The 25,572-nt window shown below is 40.8% G+C and carries 24 protein-coding genes and 1 tRNA gene; 15 read left to right on the top strand and 10 right to left on the bottom strand.

Features of this window, described 5'->3' with window-relative positions; genetic code table 11:
- Window positions 1–43: 43 nt before the first annotated feature.
- Both GBN19_RS01290 and GBN19_RS01285 read right to left on the bottom strand, forming a co-directional pair.
- Window positions 44–1,576 (bottom strand): hypothetical protein, encoded by a 1,533-nt coding sequence (locus GBN19_RS01290; protein ID WP_151776871.1) that lies wholly within the window; start codon window positions 1,574–1,576, stop codon window positions 44–46.
- Window positions 1,577–1,680: 104 nt separating this feature from the next.
- A complete protein-coding gene (locus tag GBN19_RS01285) occupies window positions 1,681–2,301 on the bottom strand; it encodes a rhomboid family intramembrane serine protease (protein WP_151776870.1) in 621 nt (206 codons plus the stop codon).
- A 138-nt stretch (window positions 2,302–2,439) separates the two neighbouring features.
- Here GBN19_RS01285 and nfuA point away from each other — a divergent pair, with 138 nt between their 5' ends.
- A complete protein-coding gene (nfuA, locus tag GBN19_RS01280; RefSeq protein ID WP_151776869.1) occupies window positions 2,440–3,084 on the top strand; it encodes a Fe-S biogenesis protein NfuA in 645 nt (214 codons plus the stop codon).
- 92 nt (window positions 3,085–3,176) lie between these two features.
- Here the strand turns inward: nfuA and GBN19_RS01275 are convergent, their stop codons facing one another.
- Window positions 3,177–4,196 carry a hypothetical protein gene (locus tag GBN19_RS01275; protein WP_151776868.1) on the bottom strand — a complete coding sequence of 340 codons (1,020 nt, stop codon included), beginning with the start codon at window positions 4,194–4,196 and terminating at the stop codon, window positions 3,177–3,179.
- Between the two features lie 225 nt (window positions 4,197–4,421).
- On the opposite strand from GBN19_RS01275, the gene GBN19_RS01270 reads away from it, so the two are divergent.
- Window positions 4,422–5,036: a carbonic anhydrase gene (locus GBN19_RS01270; protein ID WP_151776867.1), complete on the top strand. Its 615-nt coding sequence runs from the start codon at window positions 4,422–4,424 to the stop codon at window positions 5,034–5,036.
- Between the two features lie 42 nt (window positions 5,037–5,078).
- On the opposite strand, the gene GBN19_RS01265 is transcribed toward GBN19_RS01270, so the two are convergent.
- Window positions 5,079–5,678, bottom strand: a complete 600-nt coding sequence (locus GBN19_RS01265) for an arylesterase (RefSeq protein WP_228271185.1) — start codon at window positions 5,676–5,678, stop codon at window positions 5,079–5,081.
- Between the two features lie 71 nt (window positions 5,679–5,749).
- Between GBN19_RS01265 and GBN19_RS01260 the strand changes: the two genes are divergently transcribed.
- Window positions 5,750–6,439 (top strand): ABC transporter ATP-binding protein, encoded by a 690-nt coding sequence (locus GBN19_RS01260; RefSeq protein WP_151776865.1) that lies wholly within the window; start codon window positions 5,750–5,752, stop codon window positions 6,437–6,439.
- A 2-nt stretch (window positions 6,440–6,441) separates the two neighbouring features.
- Window positions 6,442–8,916: an ABC transporter permease gene (locus GBN19_RS01255; protein ID WP_151776904.1), complete on the top strand. Its 2,475-nt coding sequence runs from the start codon at window positions 6,442–6,444 to the stop codon at window positions 8,914–8,916.
- Between the two features lie 5 nt (window positions 8,917–8,921).
- On the opposite strand, the gene GBN19_RS01250 is transcribed toward GBN19_RS01255, so the two are convergent.
- Entirely contained in the window at window positions 8,922–9,722 is an 801-nt protein-coding gene (locus tag GBN19_RS01250) for a rhomboid family intramembrane serine protease (RefSeq protein WP_151776864.1), read from the bottom strand.
- Window positions 9,723–9,789: 67 nt separating this feature from the next.
- Between GBN19_RS01250 and mtgA the strand changes: the two genes are divergently transcribed.
- From mtgA to serC, 4 genes are all read left to right on the top strand, one after another.
- Window positions 9,790–10,467, top strand: a complete 678-nt coding sequence (mtgA, locus tag GBN19_RS01245) for a monofunctional biosynthetic peptidoglycan transglycosylase (protein ID WP_151776863.1) — start codon at window positions 9,790–9,792, stop codon at window positions 10,465–10,467.
- 100 nt (window positions 10,468–10,567) lie between these two features.
- Window positions 10,568–12,676 carry a polyphosphate kinase 1 gene (gene ppk1, locus GBN19_RS01240; RefSeq protein ID WP_151709878.1) on the top strand — a complete coding sequence of 703 codons (2,109 nt, stop codon included), beginning with the start codon at window positions 10,568–10,570 and terminating at the stop codon, window positions 12,674–12,676.
- Window positions 12,677–12,819: 143 nt separating this feature from the next.
- Window positions 12,820–12,895: transfer RNA gene (locus tag GBN19_RS01235), tRNA-Asn, on the top strand.
- A gap of 210 nt (window positions 12,896–13,105) precedes the next feature.
- Complete coding sequence (gene serC / locus GBN19_RS01230; protein ID WP_151776862.1) at window positions 13,106–14,185, top strand: 3-phosphoserine/phosphohydroxythreonine transaminase; 1,080 nt, start codon at window positions 13,106–13,108, stop codon at window positions 14,183–14,185.
- Window positions 14,186–14,254: 69 nt separating this feature from the next.
- Here the strand turns inward: serC and GBN19_RS15710 are convergent, their stop codons facing one another.
- Both GBN19_RS15710 and GBN19_RS01225 read right to left on the bottom strand, forming a co-directional pair.
- Window positions 14,255–14,392, bottom strand: a complete 138-nt coding sequence (locus GBN19_RS15710; protein WP_171494409.1) for a hypothetical protein — start codon at window positions 14,390–14,392, stop codon at window positions 14,255–14,257.
- Window positions 14,393–14,432: 40 nt separating this feature from the next.
- A complete protein-coding gene (locus GBN19_RS01225) occupies window positions 14,433–15,365 on the bottom strand; it encodes a hypothetical protein (protein ID WP_151709888.1) in 933 nt (310 codons plus the stop codon).
- A gap of 212 nt (window positions 15,366–15,577) precedes the next feature.
- On the opposite strand from GBN19_RS01225, the gene GBN19_RS01220 reads away from it, so the two are divergent.
- Window positions 15,578–16,051, top strand: coding sequence for a YaiI/YqxD family protein (locus GBN19_RS01220; protein ID WP_151776861.1), 474 nt, complete (start codon window positions 15,578–15,580; stop codon window positions 16,049–16,051).
- Window positions 16,052–16,053: 2 nt separating this feature from the next.
- Window positions 16,054–16,965 carry a DMT family transporter gene (locus GBN19_RS01215; protein WP_151776860.1) on the top strand — a complete coding sequence of 304 codons (912 nt, stop codon included), beginning with the start codon at window positions 16,054–16,056 and terminating at the stop codon, window positions 16,963–16,965.
- Window positions 16,966–16,969: 4 nt separating this feature from the next.
- On the opposite strand, the gene GBN19_RS01210 is transcribed toward GBN19_RS01215, so the two are convergent.
- The gene (locus GBN19_RS01210) at window positions 16,970–17,533 is read right to left on the bottom strand and encodes a PilZ domain-containing protein (RefSeq protein ID WP_151776859.1); all 564 of its coding nucleotides are present in this window, start codon (window positions 17,531–17,533) and stop codon (window positions 16,970–16,972) included.
- A 23-nt stretch (window positions 17,534–17,556) separates the two neighbouring features.
- Here GBN19_RS01210 and GBN19_RS01205 point away from each other — a divergent pair, with 23 nt between their 5' ends.
- From GBN19_RS01205 to GBN19_RS01195, 3 genes are all read left to right on the top strand, one after another.
- On the top strand, window positions 17,557–18,792 hold the full coding sequence (locus GBN19_RS01205; protein ID WP_151709883.1) for a lipoprotein-releasing ABC transporter permease subunit: 1,236 nt from the start codon (window positions 17,557–17,559) through the stop codon (window positions 18,790–18,792).
- Window positions 18,785–19,468, top strand: a complete 684-nt coding sequence (gene lolD / locus GBN19_RS01200; protein WP_151709884.1) for a lipoprotein-releasing ABC transporter ATP-binding protein LolD — start codon at window positions 18,785–18,787, stop codon at window positions 19,466–19,468. The genes GBN19_RS01205 and lolD overlap by 8 nt, the downstream gene beginning before the upstream one ends.
- 83 nt (window positions 19,469–19,551) lie before the next feature.
- A complete protein-coding gene (locus tag GBN19_RS01195; RefSeq protein WP_228271183.1) occupies window positions 19,552–21,969 on the top strand; it encodes a DNA internalization-related competence protein ComEC/Rec2 in 2,418 nt (805 codons plus the stop codon).
- On the opposite strand, the gene GBN19_RS01190 is transcribed toward GBN19_RS01195, so the two are convergent.
- A complete protein-coding gene (locus GBN19_RS01190) occupies window positions 21,902–22,912 on the bottom strand; it encodes a lysophospholipid acyltransferase family protein (protein ID WP_151776858.1) in 1,011 nt (336 codons plus the stop codon). The two genes, GBN19_RS01195 and GBN19_RS01190, sit on opposite strands and share 68 nt — an antisense overlap.
- 129 nt (window positions 22,913–23,041) lie before the next feature.
- Here GBN19_RS01190 and sppA point away from each other — a divergent pair, with 129 nt between their 5' ends.
- Both sppA and GBN19_RS01180 read left to right on the top strand, forming a co-directional pair.
- Window positions 23,042–24,076 (top strand): signal peptide peptidase SppA, encoded by a 1,035-nt coding sequence (gene sppA, locus GBN19_RS01185; RefSeq protein ID WP_151776857.1) that lies wholly within the window; start codon window positions 23,042–23,044, stop codon window positions 24,074–24,076.
- A 28-nt stretch (window positions 24,077–24,104) separates the two neighbouring features.
- Window positions 24,105–24,917 (top strand): alpha/beta fold hydrolase, encoded by an 813-nt coding sequence (locus tag GBN19_RS01180; RefSeq protein ID WP_151776856.1) that lies wholly within the window; start codon window positions 24,105–24,107, stop codon window positions 24,915–24,917.
- Between the two features lie 18 nt (window positions 24,918–24,935).
- Here GBN19_RS01180 and purN read toward each other — a convergent pair whose 3' ends face one another.
- On the bottom strand, window positions 24,936–25,568 hold the full coding sequence (gene purN / locus GBN19_RS01175; RefSeq protein WP_151709744.1) for a phosphoribosylglycinamide formyltransferase: 633 nt from the start codon (window positions 25,566–25,568) through the stop codon (window positions 24,936–24,938).
- Between the last annotated feature and the right edge of the window lie 4 nt (window positions 25,569–25,572).

Raw genomic sequence — 25,572 nt, 5'->3', positions numbered from 1 at the left:
TTGTTTTCTGAAGTTAAATATGAATTCAGAATAGATCACGTTATTATTTTTTATTCCGTGGTAATTTGTCTGCAACCAAGCCATAAATTGCAGCGAAAGGTAAGGCACTACGAACCAGATAGGCTGCATTCCACATGCCACCATGATTAGCACCTTGCATAATCAACTCTAGAGGATGATCAAGCTGATTGCTCGGATTGGCTAGCGCTTTAGGATTGCGTAAATCGTGAATCCACATTGCAGCCATGAGCGCATTTGTTGTTTCAGGTTCAAAGGCTTCAACATTAAATAAGTGTGCACCATTAAACGCAGCTTTGAGTAACGGGTTTTTGGTCACCGAATGTGTAGTTGTTGACGGTGCAATATTAATGCAAACATGTTGTCCGTGTTCCTGTGCTGTAATGGCTCGCCATTGTTGTATCCGTTTTGCAAGTGCATAGTTTGGACCTTGTTCAATCACCAGACAGTCAGCAATTGCATAGTCTTTACCATTATTTGAATGGATGAGTTGACGAGAATGCGGTTTAAGGAAATGACGGATACTTAAACTAGAAACACCTTTTGCTAAGAGCTTTTCAATGGTTGAACGTTCACGCGATTTTTGTTTGCAATGATCAACCACCTGTTTAGGAACAGCATATACATCAGTAGGGGTACACATAAACATTAAGCTGGTATTGGGCTTTTGCTCGCTGATATATTGCATAATCGCATCCATTGCCATAGCAACACGGACATGTTTTTCACCATCCAGATAAGCAATTGCTGCAAGATTTAAGCGTTCAGGCATTTGAGCTAGCCAAGCGGCAATTTCTGGGGTTTGAGTGAGTAAATTTGCGCCTAACTTACTGCTTAAAACATCAAGAGGTGTATCTTCCACAATTGCTTCTTGGCAAGGTGCAATGAGCTTGGCATTGCCATGTTGAATTGTATTTAAGATGCGTGACCAAACTTTTTCATTGGGTAAATCTACAGCCACAATATTGGCTTTCCACTTGCTCAGCCATGTCAGCGGGCCTGCTTCAGAGCCAGCCCCAAACAGCACCATGGTCGAGTCAGATAAATCAAACCATTCAGGATGTGCTTGTACTGCGCGCAATGCTTCAGCATGGCTACTTTCAATAATCCCTTGCTGTTCCCATCGGGCAATCTGATCGAGTAATGCTTGCCCGTTTAGTTTTTGACCTTGATAAGGCACAAACCACTCGGGTGCTTGTTGAGATTGACCTTGAACCACAACACTGTGTAAATTTTGAATGTGAGGCACACGCATAAAGTCTTTGAGAGAAAATCGTTGATGATCACGATAAAATTCAAATAATTGATGAGCCTTATGTAGACCTTGACTGGCAATTTTTACAGGGTTGTCCTGATATAAGATTCCATGATGAACTAACGCTTTAAAATAGATAGGATAGCGCTTACGCCAGTTTTTTTCTTTGAGCACTTGTTGTGACAGTTTGTTGTCAACCAAAGCCAGCGCTTCAGAAAGAATTTGTTTGCCTGTACAAGATGTACTTGCACGTTGGCTTGCTGGATCAAGAGGAAACTGTAATCCTTCGGGAGCATTAGACATTGATTTATCCTTATTTTCAGTCATGGTGGTCATCATTCATTATGTATGCCAAGGCAGAAACTGACTTAGCATAAATCATCAAATTTGCTAAAAAATGTAGCATGTTAGAATGCAGGAATATTTTGAATTTGCTGGAAGAAAAAAACAATCACGGCGGGATTGATGATGATTGTCACGACCACACCATAGAGCGCACCCCAAAGATGAGCACTGTGGTTGACATGGCTACCTTGCTGTTTACTTGACCAGATACTATAAACCACATATAAAACTGCAAATAAAATCGCAGGCATAGGAATAAAGAAAACTAAAATCCGACTCCACGGTTGGAATAAAATATAGGCAAATAATACCGCAGAAACAGCTCCCGAAGCGCCTAAACTTGCCCATTGATAGTCATTTTTATGTTTCAGGTAGCTAGGTAAAATACTAAAAATCAGGGCACCAAAATAAAACAGCACAAAGCCCATGTTGTCGAGGTACTGACGATAAAATTGCTCCATATAATTGCCAAAAAAATACAGGGTAATCATATTAAAGAGCAAATGCATACCATCAGCATGTACAAAGCCATAAGCAAAAAAACGATCATACTGACCTTTTTGGATGGCAGGTGGCCAAAAAATCAGGCGATTCATCACATCTTGTTTGGAGAAACCTAGTAAGGAAATCCCGACAGTAATGATAATTAGGGTAAGCGTATGGCTAAAAGGTAAATTCAACATAAGATTTTTTCGCTATTTCAATGGGGTTTCGCATCGGGACTCTGAGCGATAAAAAGAATTCCGACAATTTTAGTTGATTTTTCTCAATTGCCCCATATCTTCAGTTAAAATAGAGCCTTCATATTGAGGAAAAACGTTATGTCGACTGAGAACATCAGCACTAAAGTGACAGACGCAGAGGAAATTCCAAATTTATTGATCACTCCTTCTGCTCAAGAGTATTTACGTGATTTATTGGAAAAACAAAATACTCCAGGCATTGGTGTTCGTGTTTTTGTAGAAAACGCAGGAACGCCACGTGCAGAATGTTGTATGGCATATAGCGCGCCAGATGAAGTAAATCCAGCTGACTATAAACAAGATTACCCAGATTTTCCTGCATTTGTAGATAGCCCATCGATTCCGTATTTGCGTGATGCCGTAATCGACTATAACAAAGATCGCTTTGGTGGTCAGTTGACTTTCCGTGCACCAAATTCAAAAGTACCTCGTGTTGGCCCAGATGCTTCGATTGAAGAGCGTATTATTTACGTCTTGCAATCAGAAATTAATCCAGGATTGTCAGGACATGGTGGCAATTGTTCGTTGGTTGAAGTGCAAGAAGATGCTGAGCATGGCTTAACTGCTGTCTTGAAATTTGGGGGGGGGTGCCAAGGTTGTTCAGCAATTGATGTGACCTTAAAACAAGGTGTTGAAACAACATTACGCCAGCATATTCCAGAATTGCAACGTGTGGTTGACCAAACTGACCATACACAAGCTGAAGGTGCTTATTTTAAATAAGTTCTTTCTCTCCATAAAAAAACCTCCATATTTGATGGAGGTTTTTTTATTTCAATAGATTGCTTTGGGATCTTGCATTATTGGTCAGATTTTTATTGAGAATTATCCAACGCCAAGATTTGACGTGTTGATTCAGCATAATAAAAACGCTCCAAGAAAGCACGGGCACGTTGTCTTAAATAACCTGTCTGAATCGCTTGCTGCATGATGGCAGTAAACAATGGCTGTAGTTGCTGCATCAATAATGTTTCATCAATATTTAAGTCGCGCAGTAATTGACTAAAATTACGTTCCTGATTGCGGATATACCATGTATATAAACCATCATGTAATTGCTGTTTTAAATAATCAGTTTGGCGTAAATGATTCCAGACGTCATGAGCCAGCCCAACGGTTTGTGGTAAGTCCTCAAGCACAACATAATTTTTAAAGACACTCAAAGGTGAGGCTTTGACTTTGTGCCAGAGATTGGCTTGAAAGTGATAAAGTTTGTCATTGTCAAAATGTTGATTGAGCACCTGCTCACTCAGTTGACTCAATTTGACGATATTCTTTTGTAAATAATAGGCAACTGTTTGTTCAAAGCGTGAGTCAGTTACACTTTCAAAAACCGATTTCCCCATTTTCATGAAGCGACCCACAGTCGGTACACGTTTACCCATGCTGTGCTCAAAATAATCTTCTAAAGCTTGTTGAATGAGCTGGGAAATCATGGCAGAAAATGCAGGATGATGAACGACACTATGAATTAACTTGTGACGATGTTCATTTTTACTCGCAACATATTGAGCAATTTTGTCAATGGTCATCACATCGAAGATATCTGCAATTTTGGTGTGTTCATTGAGGTCATGAACCAGTGCAAAGCGGATATGTTCGACACACTGTTCTATGAAAAATGTGCTTAACTGGTTTTTTAAAAGCTGTTGTTCAAGCAAGTTAAACAGACTTTGGAAGTCCCATAAATCTTGTAAATTTTGTGCTGTAAACCAATGAAAAAACGCCTGAACTTCACTTGGCAGATTGTCTGGCGAGGAAAGCTCTCGTTCTAAAAAATCAAGGTGAGCCTCGATTAATTGTTCGATACGAGGATGTGCAGCAGTGGCGGTCATAGACAGTCAAAATCAACATGGAAAGCCCTCAGTATACCTTGTCTAAAAAAACAGATGCTAGCAATAGCGTTGTGAAATTCTGAAAAATTGAATTGAATAGAGATTAAAAATTGAATTGAAATTGGAAAAACTTGTCATAAAGAGGATGATTTTAGTCAGTGACAACGAGCCACTACAGTCTTAAAATGTCTTTGATTTTTCAATTTAAAGCGAATGGGAAATAACATGTTAACGGCACAAGAAGCCCTAGAGCGTTTAAAACAAGGTAACGAGCGTTTTGTAAACGGGAAATCCTCAATTCCTGACCTCGTTTCACAAGAGCATCGTGAACAATTGACCGCAGATCAAAATCCGTTTGCGATTATTTTGGGTTGTTCTGATTCACGTGTCCCTGCTGAAATCGTATTCGATCAAGGCTTGGGTGATTTATTTGTGATTCGTGTTGCTGGCAATATCGTTGCACCATCTCAGGTGGGTAGCGTTGAGTTTGCAGCAGAACGCTATGACTGCGCTGTTGTGGTGGTCTTGGGGCATAGTCACTGTGGTGCAGTTCAAGCGACGATTGATACGTTAATGAATCCAGAGAACCCGCCATCAAACAATTTGATGTCAATTGTTAACCGTGTTCGCCCATCCGTTGAAATTTTGATGCAGACTGAGCTTAAACACGATCTTTGCAAACTTTCAGAACATGCTGTACGTTCAAATGTCTTTGCATCGGTCAATCAATTACGTCATGGTTCTGCTGTACTCGAAACTTTGATTGCAAAAGGCAAAATGATCGTAGTGGGTGCTGAATACTCGCTTGAAACAGGTAAAGTCAATTTTCTTGATTTCTAAGCTGTATCTGGTTTCAAATAAAAAGGCGCAAAATGCGCCTTTTTATTTGAGTGCTTGTTGGATCAGTGGATAAGCATTATTTAATAAAATACGTTGTGCTTGAGCATTTGGATGTACTAGGTCTTTTTGCATGAGTTGATTATTGCCTGCAATACCTTGCATAAAAAATGGCAGTAATGGCACTTTGTACTGTTGGCTAATCACACGGTAACTTTGCTCAAAGGCTTTGCTATAGGCAGTGCCGTAGTTAGGTGGAATTTTGATTCCCAGTAAAATCACTTTAGCATGGGTTTGCTGAGTTAATTGAATCATTTTTGCTAAATTTTGCTGCAACATTTGTGGTGGTTGACCACGCAAACCATCATTGCCTCCAAGTTCTAAAACGACAATATCAGGGCGATGTGTTTTTAAAGCTAAAGGTAAGCGAGCCAAGCCGCCTGAAGAGGTTTCTCCACTGACACTGGCATTGACCACTTTATGTTTTTTCGGGTACTGTTGTTCAAGACGTTTTTGTAATAAATAAACCCAACCTTGTTGTGGGTTTAAACCATAACCAGCACTAATACTGTCGCCATACACCATCACTGTTTTTGCCATGGCGGTCTCTGTAGCCAATATGCCTATGCCACTTAATACAAGCATTGCAACATAAACTGAGTGTTTGTTGTTTTGCATCTGGCTTGTCCTATGATTTTTTATGGATGTTTTGCATCATGCCACAACCTATTCTTTGCGCCCAGCATTTAAGTCAGCACATTCATTTTCAAAACAAAATGATACCTATTTTACAAGATATTCAGCTTGAAATTTTTGCAGGGGAGCAAGTCGCAATTACGGGACGTTCAGGTTCAGGCAAATCGACATTACTCGGCTTGTTAGCCACATTGGATCAGGCGAGTTCTGGGCAGCTTTGGTTATGTGGTGCAGCTGTACACCAACAAAATGAAGAGCAGCGAGCCAAGTTGCGCTTACAGCATACAGGTTTTGTTTTTCAGTCTTTCCAGTTGCTCAATCATTTATCTGCTTTAGAGAATGTTTTACTCCCTTTACGCTTACAGCCTCACTTTAATTATGCTCAGGCAGTCATTAAAGCCAAAAAATTATTACAACAAGTGGGTTTGGAGCGGCAAATTGAACAAACGCCACAAGTTTTATCGGGTGGAGAGCAGCAGCGTGTGGCGATTGCACGCGCCTTGATCACTGAACCTAAAATCATTTTTGCAGATGAACCTACAGGCAATCTGGATGAACAAACAGCACATGAGATTGAACAGTTGTTGTTTCGGCTCAATCGAGAGATGCAAGTCACATTGGTATTGGTCACACATGATCTGGAGTTGGCTGCACAATGTCAGCGCCATTTTATTTTGCATGATGGTCAACTGTGTGAACAACAGGGGTGATGATGAAGCATTTAGTTCAACCGCTGTTACAGCAAAGTTTTCGTAGTCATGGTGTGTGGCTGCTGATTGTGGCATTGAGTCTAGCAATTTGTGCCACCACTGCACTTAAATTTAGTAATGGGCAAATTCAGCAAGCGATTTTATTGCAAGCAGCGCAATTGCTTGGAGGAGATTTGGTGGTGACAGATACCAAGCCTCTTGCCAATGACTATGCACAGAAAGCTCAACAACTTAAGTTACAACAATCACAAGTCACCGCTTTTAGTAGTATGGCTCATACCAATGATCAGTTTGTGATGGTCACAGTCAAGGCGATTGATCAGGCATTTCCTTTGCGTGGCAATTTACAGATTCGCCCAACCGCCCAACAGCTTAAATTGGGTGAGGTTTGGCTGAGTCAGCGCGCACAAGATCTGTTGCATGTGAAATTGGGGGATTCAGTTTTTATTGCGGATGCTGAGTTCAAATTTACAGGACTGATTACGCAAGACAGTAATCAGGAAACGGGGTTTTCAGGTTTTTCTCCCTCAGTGATGATTGATCAGCGTGATGTTGCACGAACGCATGCCATTCAGGCAGGCAGTCGAATTGAATATCGTTTGTTGCTGGCAGGGCAAACTCAGGCTGTAGCAGACTATCAGCATTGGTTTAATCTGAAAAATCCTAAAGCCAAAGATTCACAATCAGATGCAAGCAATGCCGACACTAATCTGCAATTAAGAACAGCCAAACAGGGCAATACCCGACTGTTAAAACCGATTGAAAATCTAGACACCTTTTTGCAGCTGACCAATTTATTGACGATTTTGTTGTGTGGAGTCGCGATTGCGTTATCGAGTCGCCGTTATGTGCAACAAACGCAAGATCAGATTGCCTTGTTGCGCTGTTTGGGCGCAAGTCAGCGACAGATTTTAGGTGCAATTGCAGTTTTACTGTTGATGGTCATGGTGATTGCTTCAGGCATCGGGAGTGTCTTGGGTGGGCTGTTGGGTATGGGGTTGTTGCAGCTCATGCTGCAATTTGTACCGAGCCTGAATATTCAAGTTGAACTGCTGAGCAGTATTTTACAACCTCTACCCATTGGCTTTTTGACCAGTGCAATTGTTCTACTTGGTTTTATTTTTCCTAATATTTATCAGTTGTTACGAACACCACCGATTCGGGTGATTCGTCAAGTACCGACATTTGGACGTGTCTATATTTGGACGTTTTTTACAGGTTTAGCCAGCCTGATCATATTTAGTCTATTGTTGACGCATGCGGTAAAATTGACTTTGCTAGTACTGCTGAGTGTCTGTGCTGTTGCTATCTTGATGTATGGGATTTTGTGGCTGATTTTAAATGCAATTAAACGCAGTCATAGCAATCTAGCCATATATGTCCGTGTGCCATCACAAACAGCGCTACAAATGACGGCTTTGGCATTGGGGGTGAGTTTAATTTCGGTCTTAATTGTACTGCGCACAGATTTGCTGACACGTTGGCAACAGCAGTTACCTGAAAATACCCCCAATCAGTTTATTTATGGCTTGCCACCGATGGATAAAGCAAACTTTGAGCAACAGCTTGCCCACTATGGTTGGCAAAGTACGCCACTCTATCCCAACATTCGTGGGCGTTTAGTTGCCCATAACGGGAAGGCATTTACTCCCGAACAAATCTCTCAAAATAACAGCTTACGCCGTGAGCTTAATCTGACACAGTCCAACACTTATCCGACCGATAATGTGATTACTCAAGGGGCAAAGTTGTTGCAACAAGCAGGAGATGTGTCTGTTGAAGAAAAAACCGCACAGAGTTTAGGCATTAAAGTTGGAGATCATTTAACTTTTGCATTACCTGAAGGTGAGTTACAAGCCAAAGTGATCAATCTGCGCCAAGTTGAGTGGCAAAGTTTTAGTCCCAACTTTTTCTTTATTTTTTCGCCAAAAACACTCGATGAAAATGCAGGGAGTTACTTGTCGAGTTTCTATGTGCCACCTCAAGATAAGGGTAAATTATTGGCTTTGATTCAGCAGCATAGTACGACTGTTTTTATTGATGTTGGAATGATACTGGATCAGATTAAAAATTTATTGAAGGTTATGGTGCAAATTGTCACGTTACTGGCAATTTTAGTGGCTGTATCGGGCGTTTTGGTGTTATTGGCTTGCCTGAATTTGTTGATGGATGAGCGTAAAAAAGAAGTCGCCTTGATGCGGGCATTTGGCAGTTCACAAGCGCAGATCAAAACATTACTCACCCGTGAATTTGCCATGATGGGCGTATTGTCAGGTGGAGTAGCCTGTTTGTTTGCAGAAGTGATCAGTGCGATCGCCAGTCATCAATTACAACTGAGCATACAACTCCACTTAAGTTTATGGTTAATATTGCCGATGGTGATGGCATTGTTGTGTGCATTGGTTGGGCGTTATCGTTTGGTCTATTTGACACGAATTTCACCTTTAAAAAGCTTACGTGATCAGAGTGACCATTAACCTCGTTAGAATTGTTTAAGAATCGTGTCCCAGAGCGGTAAGAGACCTGCGTGAATCAAATTTTGACAATAGAAATAGCTGAAAATCAGCAGTGTAACCCCTACGCAGAGTCCCAATAAACTGCCAAGGAGGTTGCGCTGATGGAGGGCACAACGATACCAAATTAAACTTTGAATCATTCCCATGAGTGCGCCACCTAAATGGGCTGCATTATTAATATTGGGAATCATCATGCCTAAGGTCAGGTTGAGTCCCATGATAATGAGCAGGCTACGTTTGACTAAAATAAATGATTGATGAGGAAGTGTTGGAAAGAATGACAAAATCGTCAAGGCACTGCCTAAACCCATAATTGCCCCAGATGCACCTGCATTGATGCTTGGTAATAAATTGGTTTGACCTGTTTGTAGATATAAGAAACTGTAATGAATACTCAGCCAACCACTGAGTAAGCTACCTGCTAGACCACAGCAAAGATACATACCCAAAACATAAAAACGCCCAAAAATTTGCTCAGCAAGACTGCCAAACATATACAGCGCCCACATATTCAGTGCCAAGTGTAAAAAACCAAAGTGAAAGAACATACTGGTAAATAGGCGGGCAGGTTCTTGCAAAAAAGTTAAAGGTGCAAAGTCAGCACCCCAAGCCAAGGCAGCATCAATACTGGGCTGGCTTGGATCAACTCCCGTTGCAATTTGCCACAAATACAGTCCCACATTAATCGCAATCAGGGTCGCAGTGACCCACCAGCGTTGAACATTGAGTTTACTGTGATAAAACGTGGGTTGTTGCATCTCAGACATGGTATGCTGTGTCGGTTTTAAAAACTCAGCTTAACATATTGGGTGAGATTGGGAGTAATTGCACATCATGAAAACATTGTTCATGCGTATTTTTTTGATTTTAATGACTTTGTTTTTAATGATACAGCTTTGGATTTTCGCAAGTTTACTTTGGTGGCGAACGCATCCTGTTGAGCGAAGTATGTTTATGCGTATCGATGCCATCCAATATCCCGATGAAACCTTACAGCATAAATGGCGTAGTTACGACCAAATCAGCAATCAATTTAAACATGCAGTGGTTGCTGCTGAAGACGGTAAATTTTTACATCATCATGGTTTTGATTTTGAAGGCATGCAGGTTGCTTTGCAGCGAAATGCCAAAGCCGATGGTATTGTGGCAGGTGGCTCTACGATTTCTCAACAACTGGCTAAAAATCTATTCTTGTTTAATCAGCGTTCTTTTTTGCGTAAGGGGCAAGAAGCAATTGCCACTTTTATGATGGAACGTTTGTGGTCTAAACAGCGGATTTTAGAGGTCTATATGAACTCGGTTGAGCTTGGTGCCAATATTTATGGCGTCGAGGCAGCTTCTCGGCATTATTTTCATAAAAGCAGTAAAAATCTGACCCGAGAACAGGCAATTTTCTTGGCAGCGTTATTGCCGAATCCACGCTATTATCAAGAACATCCTCAGGATGAAAAATTCAGATCCCGTAAGCGCTTCATTGCTAAATATATTCGTTATAGTCAAATTCCTACATAGATATATTCATTTGCATAGTTTGTGTACAAAATTTATGAAATTGTCATAAATATGCAGCATACTGTTTAAATAACATGAAAAAACACGTATGGAACGACATATGAACACCGAAGTATCTCCTGCGACGACCTCTACAGCATCTAAGACTGTGACAGCCGCAGATTATGCTTATAATGACCGATATATTAATCGTGAATTATCAATTTTAGATTTTCATTTGCGGGTGCTTGAACAGGCTGTAGACCCATTGCACCCTTTATTAGAACGTTTAAACTTCTTACTCATTTTTTCGCGTAACCTCGATGAGTTTTTTGAAATTCGTGTTGCAGGGGTCATGGAACAATTAACCACACTGGGTAATGAAAGTCATAGTCCAGATGGTTTGACGCCTAAGCAAGTTTTAGATCAGATTTCAAAAACGGCGCATGCTGCAATTGAACGTCAGTACCGTATTTTAAATGATGAAATTTTGCCGCGACTCCGTGAGGAAGATATCTGCTTTTTGCGCCGTGGTGAGTTAACACCTGCACAAACGGCTTGGGTAAAAAAATATTTCCAAGAACAAGTTGCACCAGTCCTGACACCCATTAGCCTTGATCCTGCACATCCATTCCCGCGTTTGGTCAACAAAAGTCTTAACTTTATTGTGACGCTAGAAGGTAAAGATGCCTTTGGTCGTCAGATTGATTTAGCAGTTGTTCCTGCGCCACGTTCCTTACCGCGCGTTGTTCGTTTACCTGATGAGTTGACCGATGGGAAAGAACATCATGTCATGTTATCAGCCATTATTCATGAGCATGTGTCTGATTTGTTCCCAGGGATGACCGCAACAGGTTGCTATCAGTTCCGTGTAACACGTAATGCTGATTTGGCGTTGAATGAAGATGTTGATGATTTAGCCAAAGCCCTCAAAGGTGAATTAAGCTCACGCCGTTTTGGTCGTGCAGTACGTTTAGAAGTGACAGAAAATTGTCCAAAACAGATTTACGAATATTTGCTCAACGAATTTGAACTGGATGAAGACCAACTTTATAAAGTTGAAGGGCCTGTCAATCTGGCGCGATTATTGTCAAATTTTAAACGCCCACATTTAAAATACGATGCGTTTACGCCCGTGATTCCAAAAGTATTGACTAAGTCGGAAAATGTTTTTGCAGCGATGCGTAAGCAAGATATTTTACTTCATCATCCATTTGAATCATTCGCACCTGTCATTTCATTCTTGCGTGAAGCAGCACGCGATCCGCAGGTGTTGGCGATTAAACAAACCCTATACCGTAGTGGTGCAGATTCTGAGATTGTTCAGGTTTTAGCTGAAGCTGCACGTAATGGTAAAGAAGTCACAGCAGTGATTGAGCTCCGTGCGCGTTTCGATGAGGAGTCAAACATTGAGGTGGCCAATGTCTTACAAGAAGCAGGTGCAGTGGTTGTCTATGGTATTGTTGGCTATAAGACGCATGCCAAAATGATTTTGGTGGTTCGCCGTGAAAACAATAAACTTGTGCGTTATGCACACTTGGGCACGGGGAACTATCATGCAGGCAATGCCCGTATCTATACCGATTACGGTTTGCTCACCACAGAAAAAGAGCTGTGTGAAGATGTTCATCGTATTTTTCAAGAATTGACAGGTATGGGGAAAATGGCGAAGCTGAAAAAGCTGTTACATGCGCCATTTACTTTGCATAGTCATTTGGTGAATTGTATTGATGATGAAATTGCCGCAGCCAAAGCAGGTAAAGAAGCACGCATCATTATTAAAGTGAATGCCTTAACTGAAGTACAGTTGATTAATAAGCTGTACGAAGCTTCTCAAGCAGGTGTGCAAATTGATCTGATCATTCGTTCAATTTGCTGTTTACGTCCAGGCTTAACGGGTTTATCAGAAAATATTCGTGTTCGTTCAATCGTTGGTCGTTTCCTTGAACATACCCGCGTTTATTATTTTGCAAATCAGGGCAATGCGCGCATTTACTGTTCAAGTGCCGACTGGATGAACCGAAACTTGTTTAACCGTGTAGAAGCCTGTTTCCCAATTGAAGATCCTGCATTGCGTAAACGCATTTACCAGTTAGGATTATTGAATTACTTAAAAGATAACCAACAGGCATGGGCATTACAGGGTGATGGTACTTGGGTTCGGGTTCAACCCCAACAAAATGAACCTGTACATAATGCACAACAGCTTTTATTGGAAACCTTTCGCTAAATCAATCCGTGCCTCGTAAGAGGCACTTTTTTGTCTAAAAGTCGTAAATTGCTTATTTTTTAAATCATTAAATTGATTTTTCTATATTTTTGAATAGATTTTCTTGACCGATGCCCATGAGATATTTACAATGCGCATCAGATTCTCCAATAGCTCAGTCGGTAGAGCGACGGACTGTTAATCCGCAGGTCCCTGGTTCGAGCCCAGGTTGGAGAGCCAAGATTCTAAAAAGCCATGCATTTTTGCATGGCTTTTTTTATGCTTAAAAGATTGAAAAATTGCCTAGATTCAAATGATCAAGCATCGAAAAATTAAAGCGAATTTTTGCTTTAAATAGAAATATTAACTGACGAAATTACTGCATCGTTGAGTATTCTGTGGTTAAATGCCATCACATTTTATTGTATTTACTTCATGAAGGAAGAAATCATGCGCGCGTACAATTTCTGTGCTGGTCCTGCAGCATTACCAACCGCTGTTTTAGAAAAAGCTCAAAGTGAGTTACTAGATTGGCGTGGTAAGGGCGTTTCCATCATGGAAATGAGCCACCGTAGTCAAGATTATGTCGCGGTTGCGGAAAAAGCGGAAGCTGACTTACGCAAACTCATGAATATTCCTGAAAATTATAAAGTCTTGTTTTTACAAGGCGGTGCAACATTACAGTTTTCAGCAATTCCATTGAACTTGTTGGGTAAAAACAGCCAAGCGGATTATATCCATACAGGTATCTGGTCTGAAAAAGCCATTAAAGAAGCTCAGCGTTACGGCAATGTCAATGTGATTGAAGCGGGCACACAAATTGATGGTAAAACAGCCATTACCGATGCTCAAACTTGGCAGTTCTCTGACCATGCAGCATATGTGCATTACTGTGAAAATGAAACGATTGGCGGTTTACAGTTTGACCATATTCCAGAAACTAAAGCGCCTTTAGTTGCGGACTTGTCTTCAAGCATTTTGTCTGCACCGATTGATGTGACCAAGTTTGGTCTAATCTATGCAGGCGCACAGAAAAATATTGGACCTGCGGGTTTAACTTTGGTCATTATTCGTGATGACTTGTTGGATCAAGCAAAACCAGAAATTCCAAGTTTGTTGAAGTACGCTGCACAAGCCAAGAATGATTCAATGGTGAATACGCCTGCAACGTATGCATGGTATTTGTCTGGTTTGGTATTTGAGTGGTTGCTTGAGCATGGCGGTGTTCCTGCAATGCATCAAACTAATTTGAAAAAAGCTGAATTGTTATATGGTTATATCGACTCAAGCGAGTTCTACAATAACCCGATTGCAATCGCGAATCGCTCATTGATGAACGTACCATTTACTTTGGTCGACAGTAATCTCGATAAATTATTCTTGCAAGAAGCTGAAGCAAATCATTTGTTAAACTTGGCAGGTCACCGTTCTGTGGGTGGTATGCGTGCAAGTATCTACAATGCTGTGCCACTTGAAGGCGTACAAGCATTGGTTAACTTCATGGATGACTTTGCTAAACGTCATGGTTAATTGAAAATAAATGTAAATAAAAAAAGCCTCATCAGATGATGAGGCTTTTTTATATGCTGAAAATATCATTTAAGAAATTTGATGTAAACCAAAACCCAGCAGGAACATGCCCAATACAAAAAAACAGGCTGAACCAAAATCAATTTTCAATTTTGCTTGGCTATATTGTTGTAGCATGTCAGAAGTCTGTTGTTGTGTAGTTTTCATAAGACAAGGAGCCTAGTGATAGACCTGAGCAGGTAGGGTATTATTTGCCATTTTTAGCATAAATATTCGCCTGAATCCATATATTCCCTCGAATATATTGCCCGATCTCAAAATTCATATAAGCAGAATTACGACTCGCAATACGAATTAAAGTTGCTTCTTCATTATCTTCAAGTAATAAAGTCACATCATATAAGACGTACTGTTCTTGCATACATTGGGTATGCGTCTTACCTACGATCTTGCCTTGGAACCAAGCTTCATCTTCTTGCCCTACAGTTTCACCATAAAGATATGCCACCATATGCGAGAAATCAACGGTGAGAGGCGCACGATCTTCTTCAGTTTGTGGTTGCCATGCTTCGATTTGCTGTTGTAGGTCATTGGGTGCTACGCCATTATTTGCCGCCAAAATCGCATTCAGTGCACGGTGATGTTTAATGGATGCAGGGTCATCTACAATAATTTGTTCATGTTCATTGACCTGCTCAAGTTCATAGGCCCACGCATTGAGATGAACACAGTAACTTTGATCTTTTTGGTACTGACTTTGATTGACACTGTACAAATTATCAAAAGCATAAACTGTAGCATTTCCACCTAAATTTAAACGTAACACTGCTTGAGTGTTAGATTGGCAAGAAATGATACGTTCGATTTTTGCAGATGTTTTATAAGGGCTTTCAAAAATTGGGAAAGCGGTTTTAACGCATTTAGGCTTATTGTTTTCAACTGCAACCACTTGGGAAAACTGAATGGTCGCTTGACTAGGCCCTTGAATTAGCCAAGTATTGGCATCCATATCATCTTCATTGGTACAAAGCCCCATCGGCATAACAGGTGCATCAAGTGCTTGACCTAACCATCGTGGAACGATTTGAGTCGGGTTATCTGTCAACAGACTCCAATGTTCAATATGACTTCCAAAGTTTTTGTCATCGACAGTAATCATGTCAGGTTTATTATTTGGCATATTCATCGGTACACTTGCAGTTGATCTATTCCTATTTATCGAGGGTAACTACTTATTTTTCAAGTCATCTACCGTAAATTTTATGCAATATGTTCAATTTATCAGTTGTTTTCTCTGACAAAAACAGGACTTGACCAAAAGGTCAAAGCATCACAGCAGTGTCATGCAGAATTTGTTAAACTAGTGATCAATGAGTGAAATGATGGATAACTGTGGCAAATTTTAAACTTTGGGTCGATGCCGATGCATTGCCTAAAATTTTGCGTGAAATTATTTTTAGAGCTTCAGATCGCTATTTGTTAGATGTGATATTTGTGGCAAATCAGCCTTTGGGTATCGCACCTTCTGTACGAATCAAGTCATTACAGGTGATGAGTGGCGCTGATCAGGCCGATCAGGAAATTGTCAGGCAGATGATGGCTCATGATGTTGTGATTACCCAAGATATTCCTTTGGCAGCACAGGTGATTGATAAGGGGGGAGTCGCAATTCACCCACGTGGTGAGATTTTTACCACAACCAATATTAAAGCACGCTTACATTTACGTGATTATATGGATACCTTGCGTGGAGCAGGCGTACAAACATGTGGGCCTAAGCCATTAAATGATCGAGATAAACGTGAGTTTTCAAGTGCTTTAGATCAAACCATTCAGCGTCAAATCCGAGCAACAAAGCAGAGTTGATTATGCCCAAAATACAATCACATTTGGCAGTGACCTATGCTTTGCTGGTTCTGATTTGGGCAACAACGCCGTTGGCGATTGTATGGAGTGTAAAAGACTTAAATCCATTTTGGGCATTGGCATTTCGTTTCTTTTTAGCATTGCCATTGGCTTTAAGCTTGTTGCTGATTTTTAAGATTCGCCTACCATTCAATGCGCAGTCGCTACATAGTTATCTTGCAGGTTCATTTAGTTTTATCGGTTCACAGATTTTTACCTATATGGCGACCCAATATTTGAGCTCAGGTATTATTGCTTTAATGTTTGGATTAACACCGATTATGGCGGGATTAATGGGCTGGGCGTGGTTTAAACAGTATTTACATGTTCTACAGTGGTGTGGCATGTTGATTGCGCTGTCGGGGCTTGGCATCATTTGTTTTTCAGGACAGCAGCATATTCAGCCAATGGGTATTGTTCTGATGCTAATTAGTGTCTTTAATTATGCCTTGTCTATTTTTTGGGTAAAGAAAATTCGTGCTCCGCTCGAGCCGATGGCGCAGGCAACAGGTTCAATTCTCATTTCGAGTCTTGTTGCGCTATGTATGTTGCCATTCATCTGGTCAAAATTTCCGACCCATCTGCCACAGATACAATCCTTGATCGCACTCGGATATACCGTCGTGGTGGCATCATTATTGGCGATGTTTTGCTACTTTAAGTTAGTGCAAAATATTCAACCGACTACCTTGTCACTCACCAATGTCATGACGCCTCTGTTGGCATTATTGATTGGGGCGCTGTTGAATCATGAAGCACTAACCTTAAAAATTGTTTTGGGGGCAGCCATTTTGATTATTGGTCTATTGGTCTATTTTTCCCGTGATTTGCAGCTCCAACAGAAGTGGCAACAACGCTTTAAGAAAATGTCCTAGTTGCTTAGGTTTTATCTTGCTCCAGACATTGAGCAATTTTTTCACGATCATGTGGATGTAATGAAATAAAATAGCAACCAATTCTGTAACCATGATCAGTATCAAACTTTTCATAGACCACTTGAGCAATTGCAGCGATATGAAAGAAGTTATCAGGATGACTCAAGGTAACATGCACATAACTGTCTTTGGCAATCGGTTGTTCTGTAAAAAAGCTTAATCCGATTGCAGAAAGATTGATTTGTTCTGTACTTGGTAACATGGTTTGTACAATAGAGTCGTACATTGTGCCTGTTATCAGGTTTAATTTCTGGTTGAATAAGGATAAGATTTTGGCAATTTGTTGATCTTTTTCATTTAATTGTTTTAATTCGTTGTGAATAACCTGATCAAATTGATCTAGTTCCGTAAGTAGTAGAAAATAACGCGGTAAAACAAAGTGAGGATCATACGGGTCTTTTAAAGCCATTTCTTCAGAAATGACCTGATAGTTAAACCTTAATGCAGCGTCCATACGAGACATGACCCGCCGTTCGGTTTGTTCGTGTTGAGGCTGTAATTGTTCCATAAAATACCCCGGATTTAGGTCGTATGTTTAAACCAATCTCGCTGTACATCGGTCTGAGATATACTCGCGCACGTCGCAGTAATCATTTTATTTCTTTTATTGCACTGGTCTCCATGATCGGGCTAACGCTCGGCGTTGCTGTACTGATTACTGTGTTGTCAGTGATGAATGGTTTTGATCGTGAATTAAAAAATCGCGTCTTGGGTATGATACCTCAGGCGAGTGTATCTTCAACTGAAATCATTACAAATTGGCCAGATTTAGCTAAAAAAATTTCTAAACATGAGCATGTTAAGGGTGTTGCTCCATTTACCCAACTGCAAGGGATGCTGACTGCTCAGGGGCAGGTCTCTGGTCTGATGGTCAATGGTATTGATCCTCAGTATGAAAAAAATGTGTCCATTATTCAGGATCATATGGTTGCAGGCAGTATTGATAATCTGAAAAAAGGCAGCTTTGGCATTGTGCTAGGTAAGCAAATGACCGATGCCTTAGGTTTGGGATTAAACGATAGTGTTACGTTAGTTTTACCTGAAGCGACACCATCTCCAGCAGGCGTCGTTCCTCGTTTTAAACGCTTCAAAATTGTCGGGATTTTTAGCATAGGCGCAGAAGTCGATTCGATGATGGGCTATATCGCTCTGAATGATGCTGCAACGTTGCTTCGTTTACCTGATGGCGCACAAGGGATTCGTATGAAGCTTGACAATATTTTCCTTGCACCGCAAGTTGCACAAGATATTGTTAAGCAGCTACCAAGCGGCTACTACAGCTCTGACTGGACGTATACACATGGTAACTTGTTTAGCGCTATTCAGATGGAAAAGTCGATGGTGAGCTTACTATTGTTCCTGATCGTACTAGTTGCAGCATTTAATATCGTGTCTTCCTTGGTCATGGTCGTGACCGATAAAAAAGCGGATATTGCCATTTTACGGACATTAGGTGCATCACCTGCCACAATCACCCGTATTTTTATGGTACAGGGTACAATTATTGGGGTGATTGGAACTTTCACAGGTGCAGTGCTTGGTATTATTTTGGCATCGAGTATCAGTACAGTAATTGACTGGTTAAATACCCGTTTAGGTTGGCATTTGTTTGATGCTTACTTTATTAACTATTTACCATCTTATTTAAGATGGCAAGATGTGGTTGTCATTGTTGTGGTTTCTTTGATTTTGAGTTTCTTGGCAACGATTTACCCTGCATTGCGTGCTGCAAAAATTCAACCTGCGGAGGCATTGCGCTATGAGTAATGTAGTTTTAGAAGCAAAGAATATCACCAAGACCTTTACTGACGGGAAGACTGATGTTGCGGTACTAAAAGGCTTGTCACTGCAAGTCGAAGCGGGTCAGTTTATTTCGATTGTGGGTTCAAGTGGCTCAGGTAAAAGTACCTTATTGCATGTTTTGGGCGGTTTGGATCGCCCAAGCAATGGTGAAGTTTTATTGAATGGCAATCGTTTTGATACCTTGAGTGAAACAGTGCGTGGTGATTTACGTAATCAGTATTTAGGTTTTGTCTATCAGTTTCACCACTTACTACCTGAGTTTAGTGCGCTTGAAAATGTGGCAATGCCTCTCATGCTGCGGAAAAGTAGTCAATATGCGGAGGTAAAGCAAAAGGCAGAATATTTGCTTGAGCGTGTAGGGTTGTCCCACCGTCTGACGCATAAACCCGGTGAGTTGTCTGGTGGTGAACGTCAGCGTGTGGCTTTGGCACGGGCTTTGGTTACCAATCCAAAAGTGATGCTTGCCGATGAACCAACAGGCAACTTGGATCGTCATACTGCCATGTCTATTTTTGAATTGCTCAATGATTTACGCCAAGAGTTCAACATGGCAATGTTGATTGTGACGCATGATGAGCAATTGGCTCAGTCAGCAGATAAAATTTTGCATATGCAAGATGGTTTATGGCAAATGCCATAAGATGAAATAAAATTTCTTGTTAAAGCTCACAATGTGGGCTTTAATGCATTTTAGACAAAACAAAAATAGTTTATTAAACAACAATGAAGTGGAATTTTATTTTTTTAGCATGGATTGTCGGTGTCAGTAGTCTTACTGTCAGTTTCATACAGCCCTTATCGACGCATTTCTCTATCTATTGGATGATTAGCCTGATTCTTACGATAGGTTTATTCATTGCTCAGCGCTTTTTCGCCAATTTAGCTATTTTGAAAGTGACACAGTTATTGATGTTGTTTGTCATGGTGAGCTTGTCAGCCTCATACTATGCTCAATCGCAATTAGAGCAACGTCTAGCACTCAGGCAAACTGTTGTCGAAACTAAAGATGTGATTGTTTATGTGTGTAAGATGAGCGAATTGAAGGCTGAGAAACGCCAACAAGTCATTCAGGTATGGGACACCTCGCATCAGCACACTGTGAATTGGTTAGCACGATTGTCGAGTAAACAGCCTGAGCTAGAGATAGGTCATTACTACCGTTTGAGCGGGCAGGTTCGTCCAGTACATGGTTATGCTATAGAAGGTGCATTTGATCAAGAAAAATGGTTTTTGCAGCAAAATCTCATGGCAACAGTACAGGTGAAAAACGTTCAGCCATTGAGTCAATCTGAAGCCTTAGTTGCAAGCTCTACAAAATTTGTAAATGCACAGCAAGGGCTGCTGCTGAAATTTCGAAATACCATTGAAAAACAGCGTCTAGCAATCCGAACGTGGTTCATGCATGCACCTTTACAACATCGTGGTTTATTGCTCGCCTTGCTGACTGGCGATGAAAGTTTATTGGATGAGCAAACACAGCAACAGTTTCAAAATCTTGGAATACAACATCTCTTGGCAATTTCTGGACCACATGTATTGGTTTTTGCGAGTTTATTGTGTTTGCTCATTCATCGAATCATCGCACGCTTCTGTCCTAGCTTTTATTTAAAGTTGCCAAAACAATATGTTTTAAGTGTCCCTTTTTTGAGCGGTATTTTACTGTATTGTGCATTTGTTGGATTTGAAATTCCTGCGCTACGTACCTTGTTGATGAGTAGCCTGATTGTTCTTAGTTTATGGACTCGGCAACGTTTTTCTGCATTGCGTCTTTTATTGGCAAGTGCTGCATTATTATTGTTATTTGATCCATTGAGCGTCCTTTCTGTCAGTTTTTGGCTGTCTTATGGCGCATGTTTTATTCTGCTCAGAATATATCAGACGATACAGCAGCATCCGCAACAAGTTTTTAGCTATCGTTGGCAATACGTACGTTGGTATCTGAGATTATTGATTGAATCTCAGTGGAAGATTTTTCTGGCACTCTTGCCATTCGTCATGCTTTTTTTCCAACAACTGTCGTGGTTGGCACCTTTGGCAAATTTAATCGCCATTCCATTGATTGGGGCAATCATTGTTCCGCTGAATATTATTGCAACCTGCATTTGGTTGTGTTTACCAAGTTTTGCTTTACTGTTTTTTCATATTGCTGATTTCATGACTACGATCTTATTGGCGGGATTAGGCATTTTGGAAAATGCAATTCCAGTCAATTTACAGATTTTACATTTCACCTTTTTGCAAATTATTGCTGTGAGCATCGCGATTTTTTTACTGTTTTTACCTCGTGGTGTAATGCCCAAAGCATGGGTTGTTTTGGCATGCTGTCCTGCAATTTTACCTGTTTACGATGCAGAGCCTTTTGCATTTACTGTGTTAGATGTTGGGCAGGGTCAGGCGATTCATATTCGTGATGGAAAAAAACAAATTTTGATAGATACGGGTGGATCATATGACGAACAAAAATTTAGTTTAGCTGATCGATTTTTATTGCCTTATTTTTCAAGGCAAGGAATAAGCAAACTTGATCAGGTGATTTTGAGCCATCTTGATCAAGACCATAGTGGTGCTTTTCCACGATTGGCTGAAAAAATGACAATACAACAAGTATTGAGTAATGAACGACCTCAAAGTGTGATTCCAAATTTTGATTATTGTCATGTTGGGCAGCACTGGCAAGGACAGCATATAGAAATGCGTGTTTTGTCTCCTAAGGCAGAAGATTTGGTGCATGCACCTGAACAGCAAAATGAACTTTCTTGTGTGGTTTATATTCGTTATTTCACAGCGTCTGGACGTCATGTGAATTTTTTGGTGATGGGGGATGCTGGTGCTCAAGCTGAGCAAATGATGATGCAGCAATACCCTGATTTAGCAGTAGATGTGCTGGTGCTGGGTCATCATGGAAGCAGATTCAGTTCATCTTCGGCATTTTTAGCTCAGTTCAAGCCTAAGTTGGCAGTCGCTTCGGCAGGTTTCCATAATCGCTATGGACACCCGAGTCATGAAGTCAAACAGCGTTTGCAAACGCTGAATATTCCATTATTGAATACTGCTGAACAAGGCGCTTTATATTTTACGGTGAAGAATGAGCAACTTCACTATGTTGCGGCTCGGCAAGAACGGCGTTGGTGGCATCCTTAGTCAATTGGCACTCAGCACGCACCCTTGCAACTTGAGTGAGCGCCTCATCTTCAGGCAAGTTGTAAACGTTATGCAGTGCAGGATTGGCTTTAAAGCGCTTATAGCTCCAATGATAGTGCTGGGGATACTTACGAATCAGGCTTTCAATCATCTCGTGAATCAGTTTGGTTCCTTCATCATCTGAACCTGTATAAATTTGTTCAGATACAGGTTCAATAAACATGTCATAGCCTGCATTATCATTACGAATAGCATACAAAAATAAAGCGCGGGCTTTGGTTTTTTGAATCAATTTTGCAGATAAGTTGCTTGATGCAAGTGGAATTCCAAAGTAATCAACCATCGCTCCCCCTATATGAGGGGTATGATCCGGTAAAATCACGGTTGTCCCACCGCGTTTTAAATCTTTAAAAATCTGGCGTACCCCAGATTCATCAGTTGGAACTAAGTTCGCATTTTCTCGGCTACGTGCTTCACGTACAAAACGGTCAGCATCGGCATTTTTTATCGGCTTATACATAATGGTCATGGCAGTATGCTGAGCAAACCATGCGTTCATCACTTCCCAAGTGCCAAAATGGGGCACAATCAATACAATGCCTTTTTGTTGTGCTAAAGCTTCATGAAAATAATGCTCGCCTTGAATATGTTGAATTCTTGAAATATTTTTGGCATTGCTTGCACCCCAAACATTAAAAAATTCAAAATAAGAGGTCATTTCATTTTTGATGGCTTCTTTGACAATATATTGACGTGTTTGAGTATTTAACTCAGGCAATGCAATCTGAATATTTAAATCCGCAGCTTTGGCAGTTTTAGCAAGCTTGCTTGCATTTGCAATAGATGCCAACACGCGAGCAAAGGCACGCGAGAAGTGTAAAGGCAGTTTACTTAAAAACTTTAAAGCACGGTAGGTAAAAGAATTTGAACTAGAATTCGGCATTAGAGAAGATTCGTACACACAATTTATCGTCATTCACAAAAATATTATAAGTGAAAACATCTCTTTTAGACAGTGACTCGGCTTTAGGTGTATATAATGGGACAATTTTTTATCGCTAGGATGTGATTTATGTCCGATTGGCCACCAAAACCATTCAATCAAAATACAAATCCACAAAACTCAACACAGCCCCCTTCAGGTCAAGAATGGCAACTTCTTGAAAAAGTGGTGATGGCATCGGTAAATGAACAGCGCCGTGCTCGTCGTTGGGGCATTTTTTTTAAGGCTTTAACCTTCTTATATTTATTTATCGTTATTTTTATGATGTTACGTGCATGCAATGGCAGTGACAATGATGGTGCAAGTGCATCATCAAGTCGCAGTCATCTTGCTGTTGTCGATATTGTGGGTACGATTGAGTCAGGCGGCTCAAAATCGGTGAATAGTGAAGATACCATTAAAGCATTGCGTCAGGCATTTGCATCAAGTGGCAGTAAAGCAATTGCTTTAAATATTAACTCACCGGGTGGATCACCTGTTCAATCAGATGAAATATGGCAAGAAATTCGTTACTTAGAGAAGCAACATCCAGACAAAAAGGTTTATGCAGTCATTGGTGATATGGGAGCTTCAGGGGCTTATTATATCGCTTCTGCTGCCAACGAGATTTGGGTAAATCCATCAAGTCTTGTGGGTTCAATTGGTGTGATTATGCCGAATTATGGTGTGGCAGGGTTAGCACAAAAATTGGGTGTAGAAGATCGTACTATGACTTCTGGTGAGAATAAGGATATTTTGAGTATGACGAAACCTATCAATCCAGTACAGCGTGCACATGTACAGTCAGTATTGGATGACGTCCATCAGCATTTTATTGATGCTGTTAAAGAAGGACGTGGTAATCGTTTGAAAAGTCATGATCCTGCAATTTTTTCTGGGTTGTTCTGGAGTGGTGCACAGGCTGTAAAAATTGGTATTGCTGACCGCACAGGTAGCATTGAGAGCTTACAACGAGAGCTAAAACTTGATAAAACAGTCAACTATACCGTTCAACATAGTCCTTTTGAGTCAGTTCTTGGCAAAATGGGTGCTGAGTTTGGACAGGGTTTTAGCGAAACTGTAACACAACAATTGCAGAGTCAAAAGCAGGTGAGTTTGCAATAAATGTGAATAAAAAAATAGATAGGGTATTATGACACCTAAACCGATTATTCATTTTGCGCATGCCAATGGTGTTCCATCATTGGTATATAAAAAACTTTTTGATTTGCTTTCAGAGCATTATCAAGTCATTTTTGTACCGCTATTAGGCCCTGATAAGCGATATCCTATTGATAATCATTGGGATGGTCTAGTTGATCAGGTTATTGATAGTGTCGTGCAGCAGGCAAAAGGGCAGGCAGTTATCGGTTTGGGGCACTCTTTAGGTGCATTGCTGACGTATATGGCAAGTCGTAAACGTCCTGAATTATTTAAACAGGTTGTGATGCTTGATCCACCTTTAATTATGGGGACGGCATCTTTCGCCTTTGATATGGCAAAAATGTTTTATTCTAAAATGGTGGATGAGCTTAGTCCAGCAGGTTTATCAAAGCGCCGCCGTGATCAGTGGGATTCTCGTGAGCAAGCAGCGCAGATTTTTCGACCAAAACCGTTTTATCATGATTTTGATCCTGAGTGCTTCCGTGACTATATTCAGTATGCTTTAACTGAGGATGTGATCACAGGAGGCTATACTTTAACGATTCCCAAAGTAGATGAGTTGGCAATTTTTCGAACCAATCCATCAAACTGGTGGCGTGTATGGCCTGAAAAACCTCCTGTTACGACACGTATGATCGTTGGTGAAAAAAGCCTATTTTATGAACGTAAGTTTACTGAAAAGGCCGAAAAGCGTTTGGGAATTCCATTTACAGTCACCTCAGGTGGGCATATGTTCCCACTTGAGCATCCTGTGGAAACCATTCAGTTGGTTCAGCAATTGATAAAAAAAAGCGCATCATAACGATGCGCTTTTTTATGTTTAGAGCTGGCAAAATTGTATCGGCTTTAATAAAGGTTTGCCTCGAAAATCCACTTGTTGTGAAGAGACATAATTTAATTGACCTGAACAAATCCACTCTACAACTTGAGGGTAAATGAGATGCTCTAAGACATGGACACGATCAGCAAGCTGCTCGGCATTGTCATGTCGTGGAACAGTCAATACGCCTTGAGCAAGAGATTGACCTGCATCAAGCTCAGCCGTAACAAAATGCACTGTGCAACCATGCAAACGATCACCCGTATTCAGTACGCGTTGATGCGTATGCATTCCTTTGTAAGCAGGTAATAAGGAAGGATGAATGTTCAGCATTTTCCCTTCCCACGCCTCTACAAATGCGGGTGTCAAAATACGCATGAAACCTGCAAGAATGACTAAATCAACATCCCAATCTTGAAGTTGCTGATGCATGGCTGCATCGAAAGCTTCACGGCTCGGGAAAGTTTTATGTTCAATCACACAGGTTGCAATATTGGCTTGTTGAGCACGTTGCAGCGCGTAGGCATTGGGTCGGTTTGACAAAACGCCTACGATTTTTCCTGATAAATTTGCATCAATCAGTGCTTGTAAGTTGCTTCCGCTACCAGAAACGAGAACCGCAATTTTGGTCATGCGA

Source organism: Acinetobacter brisouii, from assembly GCF_008993995.1.
In the GTDB taxonomy this organism is placed as follows: Bacteria; Pseudomonadota; Gammaproteobacteria; order Pseudomonadales; family Moraxellaceae; genus Acinetobacter; species Acinetobacter brisouii_A.
This window is presented reverse-complemented; position numbering and strand designations above follow the sequence as displayed.